We start from the raw sequence: 25,388 nt of genomic DNA on the forward strand, positions 1-25,388 counted from the left end.
AGCATAGAAAAAATGGAGAATGATTTAAAAGAACAATTTCTAAAAAACGGGTATGTGATTATCGATGCACTCTCAGAAGAAGAGATCAATGATTTCAGAATGGTTATAGACAAGTTGTTGAGTACAAAAGCAGTGAGTGATGATGATACCCCCAAAAGTTCGTCTTTCCAGCATTTAGGGGATGCTTTGGCCGATTTTGGAAAAGAGGCGAGACAATACTATTTTCACCTACTTACCAAACCTGGAACGGAACCAATACACCATGCCTTTTATAACCCTAAAATCTTAAAAGTCGTTGAGCAAATAATAGGCCCTGACCTAATCGTTAACAATGCCTCCATATTGGCAGCCAATGTGGGAACCTCATACACATTGGGTTGGCACAGGGATATCATTCAAATACCGCAAGATGAAATTGATGATTGGTTATTTTCTGCTGAAAGATTTCACAATAGCGTTCAAATCAACTTACCACTTGTGGATGAAAATTCACTCTGGATAGTACCAAAAAGTCATAACAGACCTAATACAGAAGAAGAAAATACAGCTTTTCAAGGGTCTAAACACTATGCGCCAGTTGGTGTGGAAATGCCGGGAGGCGTACCTGTTAAGTTAAAAGCCGGACAGGCCGTGCTTTACAACAACAATTTAATACATAGGGGGTACACGGAAACCATGAAAATCCCTAGAAGGACATTACATATGGGTTACCACAGTAACGCTTTTCCACCTACATGGCATTTTTATTTGCTGAACAGGGATTTGCTCACAGAAGATTATCTAAAAACACTGGATCCGATTATGAAAGCTATGATGGAAAAGTATATCGAATGTCGTGATAGATATCCAAAAATGGAAGATACTTGGAGGGCAAAATATGTTTCGAGCTAAATATTCAATACGATTACAAATTTAATTTAACCGATAACTAACAAAACAATTATGAATCAAAAACGAGAACACAATTGGTTAAAGTCCAAAAAAAATAAATACGTACTGCGTTTTGGACTTCTCACGATACTGATTTGCCTTGGAACACAATCTGTTCAGGCAAATGCAAATTTTTATAATGACAATTTCGAAACAGTACCCCAGTTAACAATCACTGGTACTATTGTTGATAGTAATGGAACTCCACTTCCAGGAGCAGTGGTACTGATTAAAGGTACGACCAACGGTGCTCAAGCTGATTTTGATGGTAATTATACCATTGATGCCAATACCGGGGATACCCTAGTTTTTTCCTATATAGGATATTTAAAAAACGAAGTTGTTGTCGGCAGTGATTCAGTTATTAATATCGCTATGACGGAAGATGCACAGGCACTAGATGAGGTAGTAGTGGTTGCCTATGGCACATCGACCAAAAAGGATTTGACTGGTGCTGTAGCAGTGGTAGGTGCGGAAGAGTTAAATAGTTTTCCTGCAACAAATGTTGATCAGGCCCTACAGGGTAAAACGGCAGGGGTTCAAATTGTTTCAAATTCAGGTGCCCCAGGGTCTTCGGTAACGGTAAACATTCGAGGGGTTGGATCTTTTGCCAATACAACACCTTTGTATATTGTAGATGGTTACCCTACGCAAGATATCTCTTTTTTAAACCCTAACAGTATAGCATCCATATCGGTTTTAAAAGATGCTTCCGCTGGAGCTATTTACGGTGTTCGAGCTAGCAACGGAGTTGTAATCATTGAAACAAAAAAAGGCACAAAGGGTAAAGTCAGTGTAGAATTGAACACATTTGTAGGATACCGCTTTCAGCCGAAAACCCTTGATGTTTTGGATATTGAAACGTTTGCACCTTTCGCTTCAGAAATTGGTAATTCTACTGACTTCACAAGTGTAGATGCAGTACCATTTCCAGGTTGGGCAAGTCCAGGACAACTGACCAATATTGATTGGCAAGATTTTGCCTATAATTCTGCCGCAAGGTTTTCTACGAATTTGAGTGTTCGGGGAGGTGGAGAAAATTCAAGAATTGCATTTACTGCTGGTATTTATGACGAAGACGGTGTTGTGCTGACCTCTGAATATAAAAGATATAATATGGGCTTGAATGTGCAATTTGATGTTACTGAAAAGTTACGGATAAACATAAATACTAATTATGCGTACTCTTCAAGTTTGGCGCAGTTAAATCAGGGGTATTTCAACATTGCAAGAATGATTGATAACATCCCACATTTAGCCGGTGAAGAGGAACTAAATGCCAGAGGGTTTAGCAACGGTACCAACTTACCATTTGATGGAAACGGTAATTTTGGAGGTTTTCCTGATATTCCTGAAAACACATTTAGAACTAGCGCGAACGTTTTAGCAAGTGCCTTACAACGTGATGGCAATAATGGCAACAACAATTTTTATGGAAATTTAGATATTTCTTATGATTTTTTTGACGGTTTGACAGCAAGTGCAAAAATGGGAGTGAATACAAATAGTTCATTTTTTACAACTTTTAACCCAACATTTTATAGAAGTAATTCTAATAATGATGTAAACGATGTGTCAACCTATGATTTTGGACAAAGAACCAATACAGAGTGGTTGTTTGAAGGTTTACTTAAATACAAGAAAACATTTGCTGATAAACATAACATTGATGTCTTGCTAGGGGTCTCTGCACAAAGGGACAATAGAAAATTTCTTAGAACAACAGGTAGTGGGTTTTTGAACAATGAAATCAGAGATCTTTCACAGGCAAATGAGATTTCCATATCTGAGGGAAATGAGCAGAGAACCACTTTAGCTAGTACGTTTGCCAGATTTAATTATAATTTCAATAGCAAGTACTATATAACGGGTACTATAAGACGTGATGGGGTTGGAGATCGATTTGGTCAAAATCAACAGTTTGGTATATTTCCTTCTTTTGCAGGAGGTTGGAATATAGATGAGGAACCCTTTATGGATGATAGTATATTTGATATATTAAAAATTCGTGGTAGTTGGGGTGAAACCGGCAGTTTTATAGGTATAAACCCTTTTAGTTTTGCTGCTATATTTGGGAATGGTTCACCAAGGGATGACGCCGGAACAAATGGTCTTGGTCAGGGATTGTTTGCAAACAACTTAGCCAATCCGGATTTAAGGTGGGAAACGCAAAGACAAACTGATATAGGTTTAGAAGCAGAATTGTTGAACAGAAATGTATACTTGACCCTAGATTATTATAATAAAGAATCATCGGACTTTTTATTCAATGAGACCATTCCAATTCAAAATGGTTTTACAAGTAGAGCTGTGAACGCAGGTAATGTGGTAAACAAAGGTTTTGAAATTTTGGTGGGCCATAGAAAGACCAGCGGAGATTTTACTTGGGATATTTCGGCCAATATTACTACAGTGGACAATGAAATTACGGCCTTGACATCAACGCAAGATTTTACTGTTTTACCTACGCAATTTGTTCCACAATTCAATACGAGATCCTTCTGGGCAGATTTAACAAGATCTGAAGTAGGTGGAGAGGTAGGTTCTTATTTTGCTTTCAGATCTGATGGTATTTTTAATGACCAGGCAGAACTGGATGCCCTGAATGCAACGGCCGTAGCAAATGGAAATCCTGCATATCAAGACGTGAACACTTCTTTAGGTGATAGAAAGTTTAAAGATATATCTGGTCCTGATGGTACTCCGGACGGGGTTATTAATGAGTTTGACCGCGAAATTATTGGAAGTCCTATTCCAGATTTTTATGGTGGTCTAAACATGAACTTTAAATATAAAGGTTTTGATTTAGGAGTGGAGTTCTATGGTTCATATGGTGGTGATATTCTAAACTTTGTAAGATTGGAATTGGAATCTCTAGGAGGTTTTGGACTTAATGATGGGTTTAGCAATGTAAGTAGAGAATATTACAATAATAGATGGACACCTGAGAACCAGTCAAACACATATGCCAGAGCAATAGTAAATGATGCTCAAATTCAGAATGGTAGGGCTTCAGATTACTTCTTGGAAGATGGTTCATTTTTAAGGTTGAGAAATGTGCGTTTTGGTTATTCCCTTCCAACCGATTTCTCCAATAGTATTGGTATGGAGAACATAAATATATATGTAAGTGGGCAAAATCTAATCACATGGACCAATTACTCGGGTTATGATCCAGAAATTGGACAAAACTCTGATATAGATGGCGTATCATCGGTAGGAACCAGAGGAATTGACGCAGGTGCTTATCCTATTACCAAATCAATGACGGTAGGTGTTAATATGAAATTTTAAAAAAAAGATTATGAAAAAAATTAAATTTTATGCAGTTGCATTGCTTGCAATGTCTTATGGCTGCTCAGACGAATTTGTTGCAGACACCAAAACGGATGGTCTAAGTGATGAAACCGTATTTAGTTCAGAAAGTACGGCTGTCGCATCGGTAACAGGAATTTATGATGCATTTCAAGGAGAATTTGGAGGGCAAGCGGGCCTACCCAACGAATACAACACAAAGTCAATTTTTACATTGAATAAGTTTACCCAAGATTTTATAGGTAATGGAAATCAAGATGAACTGACCAGCTTTATCATTAATGCCAATGATGAGGTTATGGGCAAAATGTGGCCCATACATTATAATGGTATCGGTAGGGCAAACAGCGTATTGGCCAATCTTCAGCCAGCAATAGATGAAGGAAATATAGGAGAAGAACTGGGCAGTAGATTGATAGGTGAAAGTTTAGTGTTACGGGCCTTCTTTTATTATTACCTGTCATCAACAATGGGAGCTGTTCCTTTGATAACGAAACCAACTGGACCTTCAGATGATTTCTTCGCGCCAAGAAATACACAAGACAACATATTCAGACAAATTGTTATTGATATGACGGATGCCGTAAATCGTCTTCCATGGAGTTATGATGAGGAAAGAGGTAGGGTCAGCAAAGGAACGGCATATGCCATGTTGGGAAATGCGCATATGTGGCTAAGAGAATATGAGGAGGCCGTGGCTGCTTTTGAAGCCTTAGAGGGTAATTTCTCTTTAGAAGAGAACTTTTTTGATATCCATGCACTATTCAACAAAAATGGTAAGGAATCCCTTTTCGAATTACAATTTGATACGGAAAGTGATTTAAGTTGGAACAGAAATGATGAAACCACCTTCTTAACATCCTTTACCATGCCAAATGAAATTGGAGGTGGAGGTTTTGGAGGTTTGCCAACAGAGGCTTTTTTCAATTCATTTGAAGATGGAGATCTTAGAAGAATAGCTTCCGTAATAGGACCTGGAGAAGAACACCCAGATGAGAATATTGATATAAGCTCGTATGAGCGAGGCAGTAATTCTCAGCTAGAAACACCCCTTAATACTGCAGGGACAGAAATAGAACCATGGACCAATGGTGGTAGAACAGGTTATTTTGGCATCAAGCAATGGCGTGATCCAGCACCAACTGGCTGGGGCGGCCCTAGAATTTTTGGTGGATCTAACCATATTTGGCTACGTTATGGTGAAGTGCTGTTAAGTCTTGCTGAAGCGGCTCACAAAAGTGGTGATGACACTAAGGCAATGAATGCCATAATGAGAGTAAGAAATAGAGCTTGGGGAGGTAGTGCTCCAGCACCGACAGGAAGTATGATGGATATCATTTTCGATGAATACAGACACGAGTTGGGTGGTGAGTTTTCTTTATGGCCGGTATTGAGAAGAACAGGTGATGTATCTGGCTATTTATCTAGAAAGTTTGGAATAACCACAACAGAAGAGGGTGCTATATTGCCCATACCAAGAAATCAGGTAGATATCAATCCAAGATTATTGGAACCAGCTGTAGATCTAGGAATTTAATTATATTGAGTTAGTTTAGTTGTTTAAAGAGTCTTAGTTATTTCTAAGGCTCTTTTTTCCTTAAATTTTAAACAATCCCTGATATGTCATACAGTTGTTAAGCTTGGTCATATGAAGCATATTAATTTAGTATATATAGCTATAAAATTCGCGGGGCTTGCTTTGTGCATACTGATATGTTCGTGCAAAAAAAAAGAGGTTCCGCAAAAACAATTTACTTTACTTGATACGGAAAGTACTGGAATTTTATTTTCCAATGATATTAAAGAAACGGATAGTTTAAACTATTTCAATTATCCCTACCTATATATGGGAGGTGGTGTTTCGGCTGGTGATTTTGACAACGATGGATTGACAGACCTCTTCTTTACCTCTAACATGAAATCCAATAAACTATATCACAACCAAGGTGATTTTAAGTTTATTGATATTACCAAAAAAGCAAAAGTAAGCGCTGATAAGCGGTGGTTTACAGGTACGACCGCGGTTGATATCAATAATGATGGCTTTCTTGATATTTATGCCAGCGTATCTGGAAAAGAAGACAATAGGGAAAACTTGCTGTACATAAACAACGGTGATCTAACCTTTAGGGAGCGGGCAAAAGAATTTGGCATCAATGACAACGGGCATACCACTCAAGCTACTTTTTTTGATTACAACAATGACGGTTATTTAGATTTATATCTGGCAAATTATACCCCTACTCCATTCAAAAGTCCATCAGATCTGTATGCGTACAGAAAGAACAATCCAAGACTGGAGGCATCGGATAAATTATATAAAAACAATGGGGACGACACGTTCTTGGATGTTACAGAGGCATCGGGAATCCTAAATTTTGGATTGTCCTTAAGTGCTACTTCGGGCGATTTTAACAATGATGGCTGGCAAGATATCTATATCTCCAACGATTTTGATTCTCCCGATTTTTTTTACATCAACAACGGCGATGGTACCTTTAAAGAAGTTTCACAAGAGGTATTGGGCCATACAGCGCAGTATGGTATGGGAGTAGATGTCGCTGACTATAATAATGACCTTCTTTTAGATTTTGGACAGGTGGATATGACACCTGAGGATAATAGAAGATCAAAAGAGAATATGGCTAGTATGAATCCCCTATCGTTCAAAAGAATGGTAGATCAAGGGCTGTTCTACCAGTACATGCAAAATAATTTACAGCTCAACAGAGGGGTCGATGCCAATGGCAACCTTAAATTTAGCGAAGTCTCAAGACTTGCAGGAATTGCCACAACAGACTGGAGCTGGGCCATCCTTTTTTCAGACTTGGACAATGACGGTTGGAAAGATATCATCATATCGAACGGAACCAGAAGGGACATTAACAATAGGGATTACTTTAAAAAACTAAGCTCAAAATTAAAATTCAATAAAACCGCCGTACTGACATCCGAAGAAATACAAAATATACCTTCTGAAAAAATCAGTAATTACGTATTTAAGAACAAAAAAGATCTCTCTTTTGAGAATGTGACCAAAGACTGGGGTTGGGAAGAAAAAACATTTTCCAATGGCATGACCTATGCCGACTTGGACAATGACGGAGATTTAGATGTTGTCATCAATAATATAGACCAGCCAGCATCAGTGTACAGAAACAATAATAGTGCGGACAACAATACGATTACCGTAAAACTGAACGGACCAAAGAACAATAGACAAGGCATAGGGGCCAAAGTATATGTAACTGCAAAAGATTTGAGCCAACTGCAACAACTGACCCTTACCAGAGGGTTTCAGTCCTCAATAGCCCCAAAGATCCATTTTGGTCTAGGCAAACACACTCTCGTTGATGAATTAAAAGTCGTCTGGCCAGATGGCACTATAACTTGCAGAACCAACCTAGACCCAAACCAACAGATCATACTTGATCATAAAGACGCAGTTTCGGTCAAATCGGATTCAATAACAAAAAATTCACGTTTCAAGACGGTGGACAACGCTTTATTTGCAATAGACTATACACATACTGAAAATGAATACGATGATTATTTAACAGAGCCTTTATTGCCCTATAAAACCTCTGCCCTAGGGCCTAGCGTAACCGTTGGGGATATTAACAATGATGGATTGGATGATTTCTTTATCGGTGGTGCCGCATATCAAATTGGAAAACTGTTTGTTCAAGAAAAAATCGGAAAATTTATCGAAACTAATACCGATGTTTTAAGCTACGATAGGCATTATGAAGATATGGATGCCTTATTCTTTGATTTCGATAATGATGGCGACAATGATCTTTATGTGGTAAGTGGGGGAAATGAATATGAGACCGATTCGGAGCATTTTCAAGATAGAATCTATATCAATGATGGCGCTGGCAATTTCAAAAAAGGAGTGGGTATACTTCCACAATTAACTTCTAGTGGCTCTAGACTAGCTGCTGCTGACTATGATAAGGATGGAGATATTGACCTATTTGTAGCAGGTAGGCTAGTTTCTGGTAAATACCCTTGGCCCGCTTCCAGCTATGTTTTGAACAACGAAAATGGAGTTTTTAAAGACGTTACAAGTACCGTAGCTCCCGATTTTAATAACCTGGGGATGGTTACCGATGCCATTTGGACGGATTTTAACAACGACACCCAACCGGATCTGGTAATTGTTGGCGAATGGATGTCCATTGGTTTTTATGCAAATGAAAATGGCAGGTTTAAAAATGTAACTGGCAACAGTAGCATAGAAAACACCGCAGGGTGGTGGTCCAGTATAGCGCAAGCAGATTTTGATAATGATGGTGACATGGATTTTGTTGCAGGTAATTTAGGTCTAAATTATAAGTACCAAGCAACCCCAGAAGAGCCTTTTGAAGTTTTTGCGGATGATTTTGACCATAATGGGAGAAAAGATATTGTCTTGAGCTATTATAATTTTGGAAAGCTATTCCCTTTGAGGGGGCGTTCGTGTTCATCCCAACAAATTCCTGCCCTTTCTGAAAAATTTAAAGACTATGGATCCTTTGCAGGTGCTGATGTAAGTGAAGTTTACGGGAAGGAAGCCCTAGAGGACGCCGAAATACATTACAAAGTCCAAACATTTGCTAGCAGTTACATTGAAAATTTAGGAGACGGCCGTTTTCGTATAAAAAATCTGCCTAACAAAGCTCAATTTTCCTCAGTAAATCAAATGCTTATCAAGGATATTGACTATGATGGTTTTAAGGATATACTTTTAGCAGGAAACCTATACGCTTCAGAAGTGGAGACACCAAGAAACGATTCTGGTCTTGGCCTGTACCTAAAGGGCAATGGAAAAGGCCAGTTCACCCCTGTCCCAAATACTTCAAGTGGCCTATATATCAACGGCGACGTCAAAGATTTTTCACAAATAACGATTGCCGAAGAGAACTTCCTCATCATAGCAAAAAACAACGATGAGATTCAACTGGTAAAAATCACTTCGGACATCAACTAAAAAAGAGCATATGAAAACGGATGGAATTCCTAACATGGACAGAAGAAAATTTATGCAAACCACCGCTATTTTATCGGTTCCATTACTATTTGGGTGTAATCTTCCAACGTCTAAAAAACAAAGACTTGCCCTTTCGCAGTGGGCTTTGCACAGGGCTATTTTTGGCAACAGTAAAGAAGATTATGCCCAATGGGAAAAATGGCTCACAACAGATCCAGACCAAGTTTTAAAAGGCACTTTAGACCCATTGGATTTTCCTTCAATTGCAAAAAACACCTATGGTTTTGATGCCGTAGAATATGTAAACACCTTCTTCTATCGTAAAGACGAGGCTTATTTTAAAGAATTGAAAAATAGAAGTGATGATGTAGGGGTTACCAACCTTCTGATCATGGTAGATCAAGAGGGTATGTTGGGAGATCCAGACCCTAAAAAAAGAAAAGAATCGGTTCAAAGACACAAAAGATGGCTTTCTAACGCTGCTATCCTTGGGTGCCATTCCATTCGTGTAAACGCACATAGTTCTGGAACAAAAGAAGAACAACAAAGTTATGTGATAGAAAGCTTGACCAAATTGTGCAATTTGGCCAAACCCTTGAATTTGGATATCCTCATAGAGAACCATGGCGGAATGTCGAGTGAACCAAATTGGCTTTTAGACACCATAAAGAAAACCAATAAGCCAAATCTTGGTACCATGGTAGATTTTGATAATTTTAAATATTCAGAAACCAAAATCTGGAATGGCGAATTAACCTATGACAGGTATGAAGGTGTAGCTCTATTGCTCCCTTATGCAAAATCCGTAAGTGCAAAATCGTATGCTTTTGATGATTCCGGTCTAGAAAAGACCATTGATTTTAAAAGAATGGTACAATTGATCAAAGACTCAGGGTTCAAAAATTATATTAGTGTGGAATATGAGGGAGAAGGTGAAGATAGTCTGAGTGAAAAAGATGGCATACTAGCTACAAAAAAGTTATTGGAACAGTATATTTAATACCATAGGCTTCTAAAATGTGAAACCAAAAAAAAACATAGTTTATGCACTAACAATGCTATTGACCGCTGTAGTTGTTTTTTGGCTGGTCACTTTTTTCAATGCTCCCATTGAAAGTGATTATCAACCGATAATACCGATAGCAGAACATTCAAATGGGCAAAGTTTTGCAGGATCGACAGCTTGTGCCCAATGCCATAGTGATATCTATTCGTCCCACATCAAAACGGCACACTTTAACTCATCCGCAGTAGCGAACGAACTCAACATTAAAGGTAGTTTTAAGGAAAATGGAAATGTACTTCATTTCAATGAAAACACCGGATTTATGATGACCGTAAAAGAAGGTGGTTTTTATCAAGAGGCTCTCCATGTTACGGACAGCACATACCAACTTTCAAATAAAATTGATATGGCCATAGGGTCAGGCACTAGGGGGCAAACCTATCTAAGCTGGAAAAATAATGACCTGTTCCAATTACAAGTATCCTACTTTGCCCCCACCGATAGTTGGGTCAACAGTCCCGGATATCCTAAAGTTCAGCTTGCGGACAACAGACCGATCGGCAGTAGATGCCTGGAATGCCATGTTACCTATGCCGAACGTATTCCAGCATTTAATAAAAAAAATGTCTACAATAAATCGAACATGGTTTTTGGTATTGACTGTGAACGTTGCCATGGACCTGGGGCAGAACACGTGAACATGCAGCTAGAAAACCCAAAAGAAACAAAACCTTTGGGCTTAACCTCCTACAAAGATTTAACACAACAACAACGATTGGATGCGTGTGCCTTATGCCATTCGGGGGTACGAAAACAAATGGTCAAAAATCCATTTTCATTTGTCGTGGGAGATACCTTAATAAATTACTCGCTTCCCGATTATGATATTGCGGATTCAAAAGAACTGGATGTTCACGGCAATCAATATGGCCTGCTACTGGCAAGTACGTGTTTTAAGGGAAGCGAAAATATGGATTGTGCCACATGCCATGATCCACATAAAAAAGAACGGGGCAACCACGCCCTGTTCAATTCAAAATGTATGAACTGCCACAATGCGAAAAATAACGTGGATTGTGCCATGAATTTTAATGCCAGCGAAATTTCTGCAAGCAATTGTATCGCCTGCCATATGCCATTGACCCCCTCAAAATCTATGTCAGTTGGTATTGGTGTGGATACAGCAAACACGCTAGTAGAAGTAAGGACCCATTTAATTGCTGTGTATGCAGATAGATTGCTTTTTGAGAATTGAAGACAAAATTATGTTCAGCGCCATAGCTGTATATAGATTATGAGAAAATTAAAACTTTTGGTAATGGCCATATTGTTATTTTCCTGTTCTAAGGATTCCATAAATGAAGAGGAGTTTTTTAACAGTAATAAATCGCTTTTATCCTTTTCCGTCCAAGAGATGCCCGATCATGTGTTTTCAAGTGTGGGGCAGAACCAATTGGAAACCTTTTTGGAACATCCCACGGATTTGATAGCACTGACCGCCGTTTTTTCAGTATCACAAGGAGCTACAGTCTATGTAGATAGTTTGGCGCAACAATCAGGTGTTACTAAAAATGATTTTACAGATAAAGTAACCTATACCATTAAGGCAGAAGACGGGAGCAAGTCTCATTTTACGGTGCAAATTAATTTGAAGATCAATAGCGCTCAAATACCTGTAGATCCAGATGCATCCGCAGAAATACAAAATTTATTGAAAAATCTTAACACTTTAACAGCGAGCAACCAATTTGCTTTTGGGCAAGAGTTTCCATTGTCATTTCAATTGAACAGCTTGAACTTTGATTTGAACACCTCAGATTGTAAAGATGTTTCTGGAGACCATCCAGGAGTTTTTGGCATAGATCCACATTATATGTTGTACAAAAGTGCGGCTGAGCGCCAATTACATATTGATGAGGCAAGGTCGGCTTATGAAAATGGTTCAATTGTTACTTTTGATTTTCATCAAAGAAGTAGAGTGGATGGTCAGATTTATTACAATCAAATTACCACAGACACAGACAAGAGCTTAATATATGATATTGTCAATGACCAAAACGCAGCGAGATTATGGTATTTTAGCGAAATTGATGAGATTTTAGGTATTATCAACAATGATTTAGGCTTTCCCATTATCTTTAGGTTGTTCCATGAAATGAACGGCAATTGGTTTTGGTGGGGTACACAAACTGCTAACCACACTCCAACCCTATATATTGATTTTTATCGGTTGACTGTTGATTATATCAAAGATAGGACCAATAACGTACTTTTCGCTTGGTCCCCTAATTGGGAAGCGGACGAATCATACTATCCGGGTGATAATTATGTTGATGTCGTAGGTATAGATTATTATGAAGCGACAAAAACGAATCTTTCCCAAAGTTTAAAAGACCTCACGATTTTTTCAACACAACACAATAAAGTAACCGCACTTACGGAGACAGGTGATCAAGGTTATATTCGTTCAAACGCAGATTTTTGGACGGAAAATATATTATCGGTTATAGAATATAGTGGAAATGAGATTAAAATTGCATGGGTCCTAGGTTGGTTCAATGCTCCGTGGGACAGCAGTCAAGACAACTTGTTCATTCCTAATACAAGTAGCCCTCAAAATGCCAAGGACGATTTTATGAATTTTAAAAATAATGAAAAGGTGCTCTTTCAACAAGATGTAAAGGCTTTGAAAATTTATCAATCGGGTGGAGATTAGTTTTTTAAGGTAAAATTTAGATTGCCAACTGATTCAACCGCTTTCTTTGAATAAGAATATAAGTTATCATCCAGTTACCAAAAGATTTACATTATCCAATACCTCATTATCAAAATCCCTTAAATATTTTTCGGTGACTTTAACAGAGGAATGGCCGAAAGCCTCACTTATCAATTCTGTAGATATCCCCATATATTTAGCAATCGTAGCCCACGAATGCCGAATGGAATATGTTGTGAATGTTCCCTCTATTCCGGCATCTTTAGCAATTATTCTAAGTCTTTCATTCATTCTACGTCGCTGGCTTTTATACTTTTGAAAATGCTTTGTTGATCCATCGTAATTGGTAGGGAAGAGGTAATCATTGCTCCTTTTGCTTAATAAGTAATAGTTTAATATTTTTTGAAGCCCATCAACGATTTTAATGCTGAATTTATTTCCGGTTTTACTACGACCGTAATTCAACCTCCCATTTTCAATATCACTAACTCTGATTTTCATTAGGTCGATAAAATTCATTCCTCTACTATAGAACATTACTAATGCATAGTTTTTGGCATGCCATAATGGTGACTCAAAAGGATATTCCAAGATTTTTATGTTTCCAATTTTTTCTTTACTGATTGCTCTTTTTTTGGTTCTTATGGTGGGAGGCATCCTATATTTACTAAAGGAGTTCGTTATTGGGGCAAATCTGTCTTCGGCGATAGCGGCATTGTACAATGACCTAATTGTGTTTAATTAAATACACGGTATTCGGTGAATTGCCCTTTCCAATCTGATAGGCCTCAAAGCTTCTTAAAAAAGTCAAATCAATATCGTAAAGCTTCAAGTCCTTACCGTTGTTGTAATCCATAATTCTGTTCACACAATTACTTAGCGATTCGGCCGTTTCAGGTTTGTTTGCCAGTCTTTTGCGAGCGATTATAACCGCTGCCCATTCTTTTAATGTAATCTGACTTTCTGCTCTACATTTTAATTCAGATTTTGGATTGTAGTTCCATTTATCTTCAATAATTTCGGTCAGCTGGCTTACATTGATTTTGTCTATATTGTTACCTCACTCTCTCAGCACTTTTTTTGCGATATAGAGTTTATCCTCTAAATCTGAATTGACATCCTCAAAGTCCATTCTTTTATTATTGGATTGGGATTTTTTAAGGCAATAATTCTTACTATCCCAACCAATTGTCGAAGTATAATGGCCTACTTTTAATAAGCGTGTCTTTCGATTATAAACTCGCAAAGAAATTGGAAAGGTTCCGTCGATTCTTTTAGAACTTTCCCTAGTATCCAATACAAGTTTTATGCGGGCCATTTCTCATCTAATTTGAACTAAAAGTTACGAGAAAAACTGCACACTTTCTGCACACTATTTTAACATATCATATGATTTTAAAAAAAGGTAAAAATGTTAAATAACTGATATATAGTTATTTATATAATATTTTCTTAACATTTGAACATGAAATTTGGGCCTAATAGAAGGGGGCGAAATAAAAATCCAAATTACCCGCCAAATAAATGATTTAAACATTTCAATTTGTGATTCTGGTAAGGGTATTGACGGAAAAAGAAAAAAGGAGATTCTTACCAAAGGTGTTGGCCTTTCCAATACCAATGAAAGACTTATAAAAATGCACGGAACGGGAATAAAGCTAATAGAGAATGAGCTAAAAGGTCTTTGTGTACACTTTTCCATTCCATTGGATAAAACTGAAATACAAAAATGAAGAAGGTAATTATTGTAGATGATGAAGAACCAGCTAGAAAGCTGATTAAAGAATTCTTACAACCATATAAAGATTTGGTCATTATCGAAGAATGTAACAATGGTGTGGATGCCGTTAAAGCTATCAATACCTTTAAACCGGATTTAGTCTTTCTAGACATTCAAACGCCAGGGTTTACGGGCTTTGAGGTTCTACAAAGACTGCAAGAAATGCCACAAATCATATTCTCTACGGCCTATGACCAATATGCCTTTAAGGCTTTTGAGGTTCACGCAGTAGATTACTTGCTCAAACCCTTTAAACAGGAACGTTTTGATGAAGCTATTGAAAAGATAATGACCAATGACAAAGGCTATCTCAATCAAATTCAGACTTTGGTTAATGGACTTAACGAACAGGAAACGCATCTTACGAATATTTTGGTTTCTGTTCGTAATAAGCTTATCAACATTCCTATTGCCAATATCATTTACATTCAGGCAGACGGCAACTATGCCAAACTCATTTTGGAAAAGAGCTCACATTTGACCAGTTATGGATTGTCAAAGCTGGAAGAAAAGCTCAATCCGCAACAGTTTATCAGGGTACATCGCTCCACAGTGATTAATATCAATGCGGTAAAGGAAGCCTACAGTTATCCTTCGAGTTACGAACTTATAATGACCAATGGCGATATTGTAAAGGTAAGCCGGAGTTATTTAGATAATATCAGGAAGTTAATCGTATAAAACTTCTACCAAATTCATCAAATCATCAATTTGTGTCGAGCATAGCCGAAGCATCAAAAAACCAACGATTCAAGAGACTTTCTTCATTTTTCAAAACATTCCAATTTTCTGTTCTTTTAATCGGCCTATTAATCATACTGAAAAAATTCTCAAAATAGCCTTTCACGAACAAATCTCGTTTAATCCTTTTATAGTTATTGAGGACAATGACTCCATAATTCATATGTGGAATGACTGTAGGAACAATTCAAAATAAGTTTTGTAAAAATGTAATTCTTGATCCATTTCTGTAACTTATTAGTCATACATCATAATCAACCTAGAAAATGATTCAGTTCTTTCGAAAGATTAGGCAAGAATATTTTACCCAAAATAGGTTTGGCAAATACTTCGTTTACGCCATTGGAGAAATCCTTCTGGTGGTCATCGGAATACTTATTGCCGTCGCCATAAACAATAGAAACGAGCAGAAAAAACTCGATGCGCAATTAGAAACCTATCGAACAAGCCTCACCGAAGAATTAGGACAGGATATCGTTAATCTCAACAAATCCAAAGATGACCTTTTGCGAAAGCGGGAATCCATATTCAACTATGTGGATTATTACAATACGAAAAACCCAGAAGCCAACGTATTGCTTCAAAAAATGGAAGTCATCAATTGGTCCAAAAGCGCTTTCTATACCAATACCTACACCATTGAAGATTTAATAACTACGGGGAATCTTTCCCTTTTTCCCAAGCAGGAAAAACAAGCTATTTTGAAATTAAAGAACATTCAAGAACGGTACTTCACCTATGAAACACAAACCATAGAAAATAGTGCCCTCTACGATTTGGAACTGAAAAAAAATATCGACCTCTTGTTTTTTAAAGGGTACTCAGCAAAACAACACCCAACTGTTCTTAAGTGGAAAGACGACCTTGATTCCAAACAATTTAGGACATTGAACAACACCTTTGCTGAGAGTTTAACGCTTTACGATTTCCAAGAAGATTTATATATACGATTAATAGAGGATACCCAGCTCTTACTTGAATTGATAAAACAGCACTAAAACCAGCAAACCTATTGAGCCGAGAGCAACTTAAAATAGAGTTTTCCAAACGTGTCAAGGAATCACAAGGTATCATCCATAAGGTGAGCAAGATGTATTGTGATAATGAAGAACATCGTAAAGACCTGTTCCAAGAAATATTGATACAGCTCTGGAAATCCTATACTTCATTTCGTAGCGATTCTAAATTCTCTACTTGGATGTACCGAGTGGCCATTAACTGCAAAAAACGGGCATAGTATACCACCCCGGGCGGGTTAAAGTGAGCCACACCGGGCGGACGAAAGTGAACCACTAAAAAATCGATTCTATTTGTGGGTTACCATCGGTTCTTTTGTAAAAAAGACGATGGCAAACAAACAGATAGATATGCGCAAGGCAAAACAGATTTTCAAATTGTACGGCGAGGGCGCGAGCAAACGGGGCATCAGCAAGCAGCTGGGCCTCTCCCGCAATACCGTAACCAAGTACATCGACTTCTTCAAGCGGTACAAGCTGACCTCCTATGAGGTGTCCGCAATGACCCTGGAGGAGATCCACAGGCTTTTCCGGTCGGACCAAAAGCCCAAGAGCGAACAATTGAAGACCCTCGAGAAGTACTTTCCCTATTTTGACAGGGAATTACGCAGGACGGGTGTTACCAAGCAATTGTTATGGGAGGAATATTACGAGAAGCACCCGGACGGCTTCAAGCTCTCACAGTTCAGGTACTGGTATCGGGAATGGACAAAGGAAGTCTCCCCCGTAATGCACTTTACCCACAAAGCGGGCGACAAGCTATTCATAGATTTTACGGGGAAAAAGCTTGTTATCGTAGATAGACATACGGGGGAGCTACAAGAACTGGAAGTCTACGTATGCGTATTGGGAAGTAGCCAATATACCTATGTCGAGGCCTGTACAAGCCAAAAACTGGAAGACTTCATGCGCTGTACCGAGAACGCCCTTTGGTTTTACGGCGGGGTTCCCCGAGCAATGGTTACGGACAACCTAAAATCGGCAGTTACCAAGAGCAGTCGTTACGAGCCCAAGGTCAACGAGACATTTGCCGATTTCGCCGAACACTACGAAACGGCCGTACTTCCCACAAGGGCTTACAGGCCAAGGGACAAGGCCATCGTAGAGAATGCCGTCCGGATCATCTACACCAGGGTCTTTGCGCCGTTGCGCAACCAGGCCTTCCATTCCGTAACCGAAATCAACAAGGCCATATCGGAACTACTGAAAACACACAATGACAGGTCGTTCAGGGGAAGGGAGTACTCCCGGTACTCGTTGTTCAAGGAAGTGGAACGGCAAGAACTCAAGCCCCTTCCATTGAAGCGGTACGAGATAAGATTCTACGCAAAGGGCACCGTACACAAGAACAGCCACATCTACCTTGGCAAGGACAAGCATTATTACAGCGTACCCTATCGGCACATCGGCAAGCAGATCAAGATCGTCTACACCCATAGCTTCGTCGAGATATACCACAGGCACGAACGCCTTGCCGCCCATACAAGGAAAAGGCAGAAGTACGGGTATACCACCATGGCGGAGCATATGCCATCGCACCATCGGTTCGTCAGCGAATGGAGCAGCGAGAAGTTCATCGCTTGGGCAGGGCATATCGGCGACCATTGCAAGGGATACATCATCGGGATACTCGACAAGAAACAACATCCCGAACAGTCCTATAAGTCCTGTCTGGGCATACTCCACTTGGCCAAGAAAGTAGGAAACCGGCGCTTGGACAATGCCTGCAGGCGCGCATCCGACTATGGGGCATACAATTACAAAATGGTAGAGCGTATCCTGAAAAAGGGGTGGGACGTCCTTGAAGACGACCCACTGGACAACACCGAGGTGCCCGACCATGAAAACATCAGGGGAGGGAACTATTACAAATAATAATCGCTTAACAATAATTAAAAACAAGCATCATGAACGAACAGACATTGGAACAAATGAAACAGTTAAGGCTCCACGGAATGATTAGGGCCTTCAACACCAGCCTCTCGTCCCAGAGCATCGATTACACCAACGATGAACTACTGGCCTACCTTATGCAGTCCGAATGGGACGATAGGCAGAACCGCAAGATAGAACGCCTGACCAAGGCGGCCAGGTTCAGGTACAGTGCCGTAATGGAAGCGATCAACTACACTCCCGAAAGGAACATCGACAAGAACCAGGTGCAACGTTTTGCGTCCTGCGAGTTCATCGGCAGAAAAGAGAACATCCTCATTACGGGGAGCACGGGCGTGGGCAAAAGCTATATGGCCTCCGCCATAGGCCATCAGGCCTGCTCGATGGGCAGCAAGGTCATGTACTTCAATACCGCAAAGCTCTTTACCACGCTAAAGACATCAAAGGCCGACGGTTCATATCTAAAACTGATAGGCAAGCTCGAAAAACAGGACCTGCTGATACTGGACGACTTTGGCCTGAAACCCTTGGACAATATAAACAGGCACTCCTTTATGGAAATAATAGAGGACAGGCACGGAAAACGATCGACGATAATAGCTTCCCAACTGCCCGTAGAGGCATGGCATGAGATAATTGGGGAAAAGACCATTGCGGACGCAATCCTCGATCGCTTGGTGCATACCGCACATAGGATAGGCATAAAAGGGGAATCAATGAGAAAAAAACTAAGGAATAATCATTAATTTTAACACACGAATGAATCGATTTTAAGTACTTCGTTTACACTGCTCACTTTCATCCGCTGTGGGCGGTATACTTTGGCCGCCCTATCCAATGATAGCCCCACTTTTGCATAAAGACCAATTTCATCATCGGAATTTAGAAAATCGGACCATTTCAATTTAGTTGCTTTAGTCCAAACAATTTTATCCCTTAAAGTCCAATACTCTAAAAAATCATAGTAGCTTCCCATTAGAAATAGTCTAAAAAAAACGAATAGAGCCAGAAGTATAAATACTGCAATTATAATTTTTCTAATCCTACTCATCGTTTTATTGAACTTTGATTCAGTACCGGCATAACTTAAAAGTGTTGCAGTGGGTGTTAATTTTTAATCTTTATCAGTATCCGTCTGTTCTTTATTTCCTGAAGTAATTGGTTTATTTTCTTCAAGTGCCCGTATTCATCTTTAGGAATCATTTCCTTATTGATCTTATAATTGGATTGAAGTGTAACTTCGTTTCCTCCCACCAATTTTAATTTAAATAGATATTCCCCATAATCATTTTTAAAATCAACGTCATACCCATCAATATCAAGAATTTCCACATCATTCGGAAACTTAAATATTGCCATCAAATATTCTATTGTAACATCGGTTGTAACACCGCCCAAACATTATCCATTGCAATTTGGTGTCCCTCCGGGTTAGGATGTATGCCATCTTCCAAATTCAGCTCCGGAATACCTGCGACCCCTTCCAATAAAAAAGGAATCAAAGCGATTTGATTTTCTTTGGCCAAATCGGGAAAGATTTTACGAAACTCCGAAGTATATTCTGGGCCCATATTAGGGGGAATTTGCATGCCCGCCAGTACAATTTGTGTGTCGACATTCTTTTTTCTTACTAAGTCAATCATTGCTTGCAAATTCTTGTACGTTTCAGATATGGGAATACCACGAAGTCCATCGTTCGCTCCTAGTTCCAATACAAAAACATCTACCTTTTGGTTCAATACCCAATTCAAACGGTTACGCCCGCCAGAGGTGGTCTCCCCACTAAGCCCCGAATTGATAACGGTATAATCGAGGCCCAACGAATCCAAACGGTTTTGAATAAGTGCTGGGAAGGCCTCTTCCAGTTCCAATCCATAGCCCGCGGTAAGGCTATCCCCAAAGAACAAAATCACTTTTTCGGAGGTTTCTTCGGCAACTACGCTTTCAGTATTACCATTGACATCTGATACATCTGAGGCTTTTTTAGGGGCATCGCGACAGGAAAATAGAAAGAAAAGCAGAAAAAAATAACGAAACTTTAAGAGGTCATGCATGCGTATAGGGCCTTAAAATCAAAATCATTTGCCTATTTTTCTTGTTTTAGAAAAAAGGAAGCTAAAGTGCTATGCCAAAGATATTAAACGTTGAGCACCTAGGGAAGACCTATACGAGTGGCTCAAAACAATTAACAGTATTGGATGACATCAATTTCAACATCGAAGCGGGGGAGACCTTTGCAATCGTAGGGCCTTCGGGAAGTGGAAAGACAACCTTATTGGGTCTCTGTGCTGGACTTGACTATCCCGATACCGGAGTCGTGGAACTAAGCGGTGCCCATTTGGGAAGTTTGAACGAGGATGAGCGTGCCCGATTGCGCAACGAAAAGGTGGGTTTTATCTTTCAGAATTTTCAGCTGCTACCAACCCTGACGGCCCTTGAAAATGTAGTTGTCCCTTTGGAACTTCAGGGGGCAAAAAATCCAGCGAAAATTGGCAGGGAACTATTGGGAAAGGTTGGTCTGGGTGACCGTCTCCAGCATTATCCCTCCCAACTTTCTGGTGGAGAGCAGCAACGCGTGGCACTGGCCCGTGCTTTTTCAAATAGCCCATCTATTTTGTTTGCTGATGAACCTACGGGCAATCTCGACCAAGATACCGGCGACCGCGTGGTCCAACTATTGTTCGAACTCAATAAGGAGGCGGGCACCACTTTGGTCATTGTCACCCACGATTTGGAATTGGCACAAAAATGCAATCATCTATTGCAATTACGAGGCGGGAAAATGGTATCGAACGAAGTTTTGATTGAATCGTGATAAATTCTTCAATAAAGCGATCCAGAGCCGGATGGAAATGGCTTTTAAAAATGGCTTGGCGCGACAGCAAGGCTAGTGGCAGTCGTCTCCTGCTGTTTATGGCTTCCATTATTTTAGGTATCGCTGCGGTGGTTTCCATTCAGTCCTTTAGTGAGAACTTGGAAGAAAATATCGCCATTCAATCCAAGTCCTTGATGGGTGCTGATTTTGTCATTGATAGCAACCAACCTCCTAATGAAAGGGTATTGGCCATTATCGATTCTCTTGGAGGGGCTGATGGACGTTCCGTTGGTTTTCCTTCGATGGCGGTTTTTCCAAAAAGCGGAGACGCCAAATTGGTTGGCGTACGAGGTATTGAAGGTGGATATCCGTTTTACGGCGAACTGGAAACCAAACCTGAAGCTGCAGCACAAACCTACCAAGATTCAGGTGGTGCTCTTGTAGATGCAACGCTCATGATGCAATATGGAGTACAAATAGGTGATTCTATCAAATTGGGCAATACAGTGTTTCCCATTATGGGCACTTTGATTTCGGCTCCTGGAACCTCTGGCATAGGGGCTTCGGTGGCTCCCCCTGTTATAATTCCTTATAAAACTGTAGATGGAACAGGACTTATACAAGTAGGAAGCCGAATCGGATATGACTATTATTTTGTTGCTGAACCTGAACAAGATTTGGTAGTGTTGGACAAGGTGGTCGATCCCCAACTCGATGTCGAAAATGCAGATTTGGATACACACATCAGTACCGCTGAACAGCTCGGGAGAAGCTATGACAATTTCGGGAAATTTCTCAACCTTATTGCTTTTATAGCGCTGCTTTTGGGTTGTGTAGGTGTTGCCAGTTCGGTACATATCTATATAAAGGAAAAATTAAGTTCAGTAGCAGTATTGAAATGTATCGGGGCAACCCGAAGGCAAACTTTTTTGATTTATATGTTACAAATTGCAGGTATGGGTCTACTCGGAGGCATTCTTGGGGTTCTGGGTGGATTGCTCCTACAGCAATCCTTTCCTTTGTTGTTGGAAGGATTCTTGCCGTTTGAAGTCCAGATTTCCCTTGTACCCGACGCAATTTGGTCGGGACTGGTATTGGGTGTATTGTTATCTGTATTATTTGCCTTAATGCCTTTGTTGAACACATGGTTTGTTTCGCCCTTACAGGTATTGCGGGTCGAGGAGAACGGATATCAAAAATCGAGAAAGGCCCAGTTTTTGGTCTTATCCGGTATTATTCTGTTTATTTTTTCCTTCTCCTTTTGGTTATTGGGCAGTGTTCGATATGCGCTCTATTTCGTTCTTGGTATCTTGGTGGTCTTTGCTCTTTTGGGAGGGGTCGCAACACTTTTTATGCGAATCATCAAAAAATATTTTCCAACGTCTTGGGGGTTTACTTCGAGACAGAGCCTTTTGAACCTATACCGTCCCAACAACCAGACCACCGTGCTGATTTTGGCCATTGGCGTGGGCACCTTTTTGATAAGTACGCTCTATTTCACCAAAGATATTTTATTGGCCCAAGTTTCCTTGGAAGCTTCGGAGGACACTCCAAATCTCATTTTAATGGACGTGCAAACTGACGAAAAACTTGCTGCGGCCAATAGCATCGAAGCCTCCGGACTTGATGTATTGAACAATATTCCCATCATTACCATGCGGATGCATCAAATCAAAGACCGCCCTGTACGTGAACTTATTCTTGATTCCACCGCCACCCAAAATCGATGGGTTTTGTTTCATGAATTTAGGGTTACCTATCGCGATTCGTTGGTGGCCTCAGAACGAACAGTAGAAGGTACTTGGCCACTTGAACGGGAAGGCAGCGGTATTATTCCCATTTCGATGTCCGATAATGTAGCAGCCGATGCCCAGGTCAAGGTAGGGGATACCCTTGTGTTTAATGTGCAGGGTGTATTAATGGAAACCCAAGTGGCCCATCTTCGTGAGGTGGATTGGGCCCGAATGCAGATTAACTTTTCGATTCTGTTCCCTTCGGGAGTATTGGAGGAAGCGCCTCAGTTTCATGTGTTGACAACCAAAGCCCCAGATGCGGCTAAATCGGCCGCATTGCAACGTGACCTCGTTCGAAAATTTCCAACGGTATCTATTATCGATTTACGACAAATACTTCTGGTTATAGAAGATATTTTGAACAAAATAGCTTGGGTAATCAACTTTATGGCTTTCTTCAGTATTCTTACTGGGATTATTGTGCTTATTGGATCGGTACGAACAAGCAAATATCAAAGGATAAAAGAAAATGTGCTTTTGCGAACTTTAGGTGCCAAAAGCAAGCAAATACTTGGTATTACAGCACTTGAATATCTTTATTTAGGGTTATTGGGCGGAGGTATCGGTATTGTCTTGTCATTATTGGGGAGTCTCTTGTTGGCACAATTTGTTTTTGAGGTTAGTTTTGTGCCTTCCGCAGTTCCTTTTCTAGTGGTTCTACCGAGTATTATGGCCTTGGTACTTTTGATAGGTTTGTTGAACAGCAAAAGTGTGCTGCAAAGTCCTCCATTGGAAGTGCTTCGAAAAGAAGGGGCTAATTAGGGAAACAATGGAGTAAGGCCCGTTTCTTGCCTGAGAATTTTGTGGTAAGAAATCTCGTGAAGCACATAAGTTTTATTATGGAATTACTTTTCCTTCCTTTATTTGAACTTTGATTTAAAAAGTGTATTTCTAGTAGTTCCATAAAACGAGCTTTTATATGACATATAATACTGTGTCGTGTTTTGTAATTGTAAACTTAAATAAGTGCTTGATAATGTGTATTTAGGCAAATAAAGATTGGTCGTTTTTAGGTTTTTAACCATTACAATAGAAAGAGCTTTTCAAGTTACAGTTAATAGGATTTTTTACGCCATGTTACGCTAGTAGATAATCATTCCATAAATCGTTATTTTTAAAGGATAATTATTAATATGGCCATATATTCTATAGCTGAAGTTCTTAATGTTCTCACTACGTTTTTAAGCCTATTTTTCGCGTTCTATTTAATTTTCTCCATATCCAAGAGCAGATTATCAAACCTTCTTATTTCGTTTTTTTTAATTGTTAGCGCCATAGATTCGGGATCTGTTTTAAGTCGTCAATTTGTTTATCCATATTATCCCGGATTTGGAATGCTTCTAAGTACATTACTTTTTTTAAGTCCACCACTACTATATCTTTATATCCGTTCTGTGACCTGTGAAGATTTTAAATTAAAATGGAACCACCTTTGGCATTCGCTCCCATTTGTGATGGCCACCCTCTTATTAGTTCCAAGCTTTTATTTGGTAGATTTTGACAGAAAAATACAAATGTTAATAGCAAGTGACGGTTTAATTATCGAATTGAAATTAATCTATCTTATGCTTCATGTTCAGATCACTGCATACATTATCGCATGCTACATTTTAGTTCTAAAATCGAAAAAATTACTCTTAGAAAATTATTCAAATGGGAACGTCAATTATTACAATTGGTTGATTACGCTCATAACATTAATTGCAATTGAAATAGTTGTTTCCACATTCAAAAATATTTTTTTGCTAAATGATTTGGATGTACAATATGAATTGGCAATGACCATTACAGGACTGTCAGCCATGCTATTCATTTGCTGGCTTGTTATTAAGGCCTTGAAAACACCCGAACTTTACGGAAGGGTAGATTCAAAACAACTTTTGGTCAAACAACTGATTGCAGGAAGTCCTAGCAAAGCAAATCTGGCAATGACGGACAAAAAAAGTATTGAAACTCTTAGCAGATTAAAAAGTTATATGAAAACTGAAGCGCCCTATCTTGAATCTTCGTTAAGCATATATGATCTTTCGCAACAATTGAATGTGCCATCAAAAGAACTTTCGGTTCTAATCAATCATAACCTGAATCAGCATTTTTTTGATTTTGTGAACGAATATCGCATCAAAAAAGCAATTGAAATATTAGCAGATGCCTCTAAAAACGATCTCACTATACTTGAAATACTATATGAAGTTGGATTTAACTCAAAATCTTCTTTCAATACAGCTTTTAAAAAATATACCAAACTAACCCCTACCCAATATCGAAGACAGTATACTAAATAGAGTTTGAGACAAAAGTTATATCTCTAAAAATTCAAAAGTCGAACCAATTAATTGGTTCGACTTTTTTTATTCGGTCGATTTTGACATAGATATAAGTCACCTTTATCCAATCACTGATAAGCC

The 25,388-nt window shown here is 39.3% G+C and carries 22 protein-coding genes; 16 read left to right on the forward strand and 6 right to left on the reverse strand.

The genetic code is table 11. The features are described 5' to 3' along the window. Nucleotides 1-12: 12 nt before the first annotated feature. The 7 genes from LV704_RS02470 (at nucleotide 13) to LV704_RS02500 (ending at nucleotide 12,942) form a co-directional block, all read left to right on the forward strand. A complete protein-coding gene (locus LV704_RS02470) occupies nucleotides 13-891 on the forward strand; it encodes a phytanoyl-CoA dioxygenase family protein (protein WP_163423672.1) in 879 nt (292 codons plus the stop codon). Between the two features lie 51 nt (nucleotides 892-942). Then, the gene (locus tag LV704_RS02475; protein WP_163423671.1) at nucleotides 943-4,224 is read left to right on the forward strand and encodes a TonB-dependent receptor; all 3,282 of its coding nucleotides are present in this window, start codon (nucleotides 943-945) and stop codon (nucleotides 4,222-4,224) included. Between the two features lie 10 nt (nucleotides 4,225-4,234). Then, the gene (locus LV704_RS02480) at nucleotides 4,235-5,782 is read left to right on the forward strand and encodes a RagB/SusD family nutrient uptake outer membrane protein (protein WP_163423670.1); all 1,548 of its coding nucleotides are present in this window, start codon (nucleotides 4,235-4,237) and stop codon (nucleotides 5,780-5,782) included. 111 nt (nucleotides 5,783-5,893) lie between these two features. Next, nucleotides 5,894-9,220 carry a VCBS repeat-containing protein gene (locus LV704_RS02485; RefSeq protein WP_163423669.1) on the forward strand — a complete coding sequence of 1,109 codons (3,327 nt, stop codon included), beginning with the start codon at nucleotides 5,894-5,896 and terminating at the stop codon, nucleotides 9,218-9,220. Nucleotides 9,221-9,230: 10 nt separating this feature from the next. Continuing rightward, complete coding sequence (locus LV704_RS02490) at nucleotides 9,231-10,220, forward strand: sugar phosphate isomerase/epimerase (protein ID WP_163423668.1); 990 nt, start codon at nucleotides 9,231-9,233, stop codon at nucleotides 10,218-10,220. 19 nt (nucleotides 10,221-10,239) lie between these two features. Then, on the forward strand, nucleotides 10,240-11,481 hold the full coding sequence (locus LV704_RS02495) for a multiheme c-type cytochrome (RefSeq protein WP_163423667.1): 1,242 nt from the start codon (nucleotides 10,240-10,242) through the stop codon (nucleotides 11,479-11,481). A 39-nt stretch (nucleotides 11,482-11,520) separates the two neighbouring features. Beyond that, nucleotides 11,521-12,942, forward strand: coding sequence for a glycosyl hydrolase (locus LV704_RS02500; protein WP_163423666.1), 1,422 nt, complete (start codon nucleotides 11,521-11,523; stop codon nucleotides 12,940-12,942). 66 nt (nucleotides 12,943-13,008) lie between these two features. Here LV704_RS02500 and LV704_RS02505 read toward each other — a convergent pair whose 3' ends face one another. From LV704_RS02505 to LV704_RS02510, 3 genes are all read right to left on the reverse strand, one after another. Then, entirely contained in the window at nucleotides 13,009-13,599 is a 591-nt protein-coding gene (locus LV704_RS02505) for a tyrosine-type recombinase/integrase (protein WP_163423665.1), read from the reverse strand. Between the two features lie 70 nt (nucleotides 13,600-13,669). Then, nucleotides 13,670-13,993, reverse strand: coding sequence for a phage integrase SAM-like domain-containing protein (locus LV704_RS20010; RefSeq protein WP_163423769.1), 324 nt, complete (start codon nucleotides 13,991-13,993; stop codon nucleotides 13,670-13,672). Nucleotides 13,994-14,002: 9 nt separating this feature from the next. Beyond that, nucleotides 14,003-14,260 carry an Arm DNA-binding domain-containing protein gene (locus LV704_RS02510; protein ID WP_163423664.1) on the reverse strand — a complete coding sequence of 86 codons (258 nt, stop codon included), beginning with the start codon at nucleotides 14,258-14,260 and terminating at the stop codon, nucleotides 14,003-14,005. A 154-nt stretch (nucleotides 14,261-14,414) separates the two neighbouring features. Between LV704_RS02510 and LV704_RS02515 the strand changes: the two genes are divergently transcribed. The 6 genes from LV704_RS02515 to istB all read left to right on the forward strand — a co-directional run bounded on the left by LV704_RS02515 (nucleotide 14,415) and on the right by istB (nucleotide 19,118). Further along, a complete protein-coding gene (locus tag LV704_RS02515) occupies nucleotides 14,415-14,675 on the forward strand; it encodes an ATP-binding protein (RefSeq protein WP_163423663.1) in 261 nt (86 codons plus the stop codon). Further along, nucleotides 14,672-15,403 carry a LytTR family DNA-binding domain-containing protein gene (locus LV704_RS02520; RefSeq protein WP_163423662.1) on the forward strand — a complete coding sequence of 244 codons (732 nt, stop codon included), beginning with the start codon at nucleotides 14,672-14,674 and terminating at the stop codon, nucleotides 15,401-15,403. The genes LV704_RS02515 and LV704_RS02520 overlap by 4 nt, the downstream gene beginning before the upstream one ends. 326 nt (nucleotides 15,404-15,729) lie before the next feature. Next, a complete protein-coding gene (locus LV704_RS02525) occupies nucleotides 15,730-16,461 on the forward strand; it encodes a DUF6090 family protein (RefSeq protein ID WP_163423661.1) in 732 nt (243 codons plus the stop codon). A 14-nt stretch (nucleotides 16,462-16,475) separates the two neighbouring features. Then, nucleotides 16,476-16,700, forward strand: coding sequence for an RNA polymerase sigma factor (locus LV704_RS02530; RefSeq protein WP_163423660.1), 225 nt, complete (start codon nucleotides 16,476-16,478; stop codon nucleotides 16,698-16,700). 109 nt (nucleotides 16,701-16,809) lie between these two features. Continuing rightward, nucleotides 16,810-18,354 carry an IS21 family transposase gene (istA, locus tag LV704_RS02535; protein ID WP_163424037.1) on the forward strand — a complete coding sequence of 515 codons (1,545 nt, stop codon included), beginning with the start codon at nucleotides 16,810-16,812 and terminating at the stop codon, nucleotides 18,352-18,354. A 32-nt stretch (nucleotides 18,355-18,386) separates the two neighbouring features. Further along, on the forward strand, nucleotides 18,387-19,118 hold the full coding sequence (gene istB, locus LV704_RS02540) for an IS21-like element helper ATPase IstB (RefSeq protein ID WP_163424036.1): 732 nt from the start codon (nucleotides 18,387-18,389) through the stop codon (nucleotides 19,116-19,118). 2 nt (nucleotides 19,119-19,120) lie between these two features. On the opposite strand, the gene LV704_RS02545 is transcribed toward istB, so the two are convergent. From LV704_RS02545 to LV704_RS02555, 3 genes are all read right to left on the reverse strand, one after another. Beyond that, nucleotides 19,121-19,348, reverse strand: coding sequence for a hypothetical protein (locus LV704_RS02545; RefSeq protein ID WP_163423975.1), 228 nt, complete (start codon nucleotides 19,346-19,348; stop codon nucleotides 19,121-19,123). Between the two features lie 131 nt (nucleotides 19,349-19,479). Beyond that, nucleotides 19,480-19,731 carry a hypothetical protein gene (locus LV704_RS02550; protein WP_163423974.1) on the reverse strand — a complete coding sequence of 84 codons (252 nt, stop codon included), beginning with the start codon at nucleotides 19,729-19,731 and terminating at the stop codon, nucleotides 19,480-19,482. An 8-nt stretch (nucleotides 19,732-19,739) separates the two neighbouring features. Further along, nucleotides 19,740-20,426 (reverse strand): arylesterase, encoded by a 687-nt coding sequence (locus LV704_RS02555; RefSeq protein WP_163423973.1) that lies wholly within the window; start codon nucleotides 20,424-20,426, stop codon nucleotides 19,740-19,742. Between the two features lie 71 nt (nucleotides 20,427-20,497). Between LV704_RS02555 and LV704_RS02560 the strand changes: the two genes are divergently transcribed. The 3 genes from LV704_RS02560 to LV704_RS02570 all read left to right on the forward strand — a co-directional run bounded on the left by LV704_RS02560 (nucleotide 20,498) and on the right by LV704_RS02570 (nucleotide 25,265). Then, nucleotides 20,498-21,187 carry an ABC transporter ATP-binding protein gene (locus LV704_RS02560; RefSeq protein ID WP_163423972.1) on the forward strand — a complete coding sequence of 230 codons (690 nt, stop codon included), beginning with the start codon at nucleotides 20,498-20,500 and terminating at the stop codon, nucleotides 21,185-21,187. Nucleotides 21,188-21,237: 50 nt separating this feature from the next. Further along, nucleotides 21,238-23,742, forward strand: a complete 2,505-nt coding sequence (locus LV704_RS02565; RefSeq protein ID WP_163423971.1) for an ABC transporter permease — start codon at nucleotides 21,238-21,240, stop codon at nucleotides 23,740-23,742. Nucleotides 23,743-24,494: 752 nt separating this feature from the next. Beyond that, a complete protein-coding gene (locus LV704_RS02570; protein ID WP_163423970.1) occupies nucleotides 24,495-25,265 on the forward strand; it encodes an AraC family transcriptional regulator in 771 nt (256 codons plus the stop codon). Nucleotides 25,266-25,388 lie beyond the last annotated feature (123 nt).

Origin of the sequence: Flagellimonas sp. CMM7 (assembly GCF_021390195.1) — a bacterium.
Classification (GTDB): Bacteria; Bacteroidota; Bacteroidia; order Flavobacteriales; family Flavobacteriaceae; genus Flagellimonas.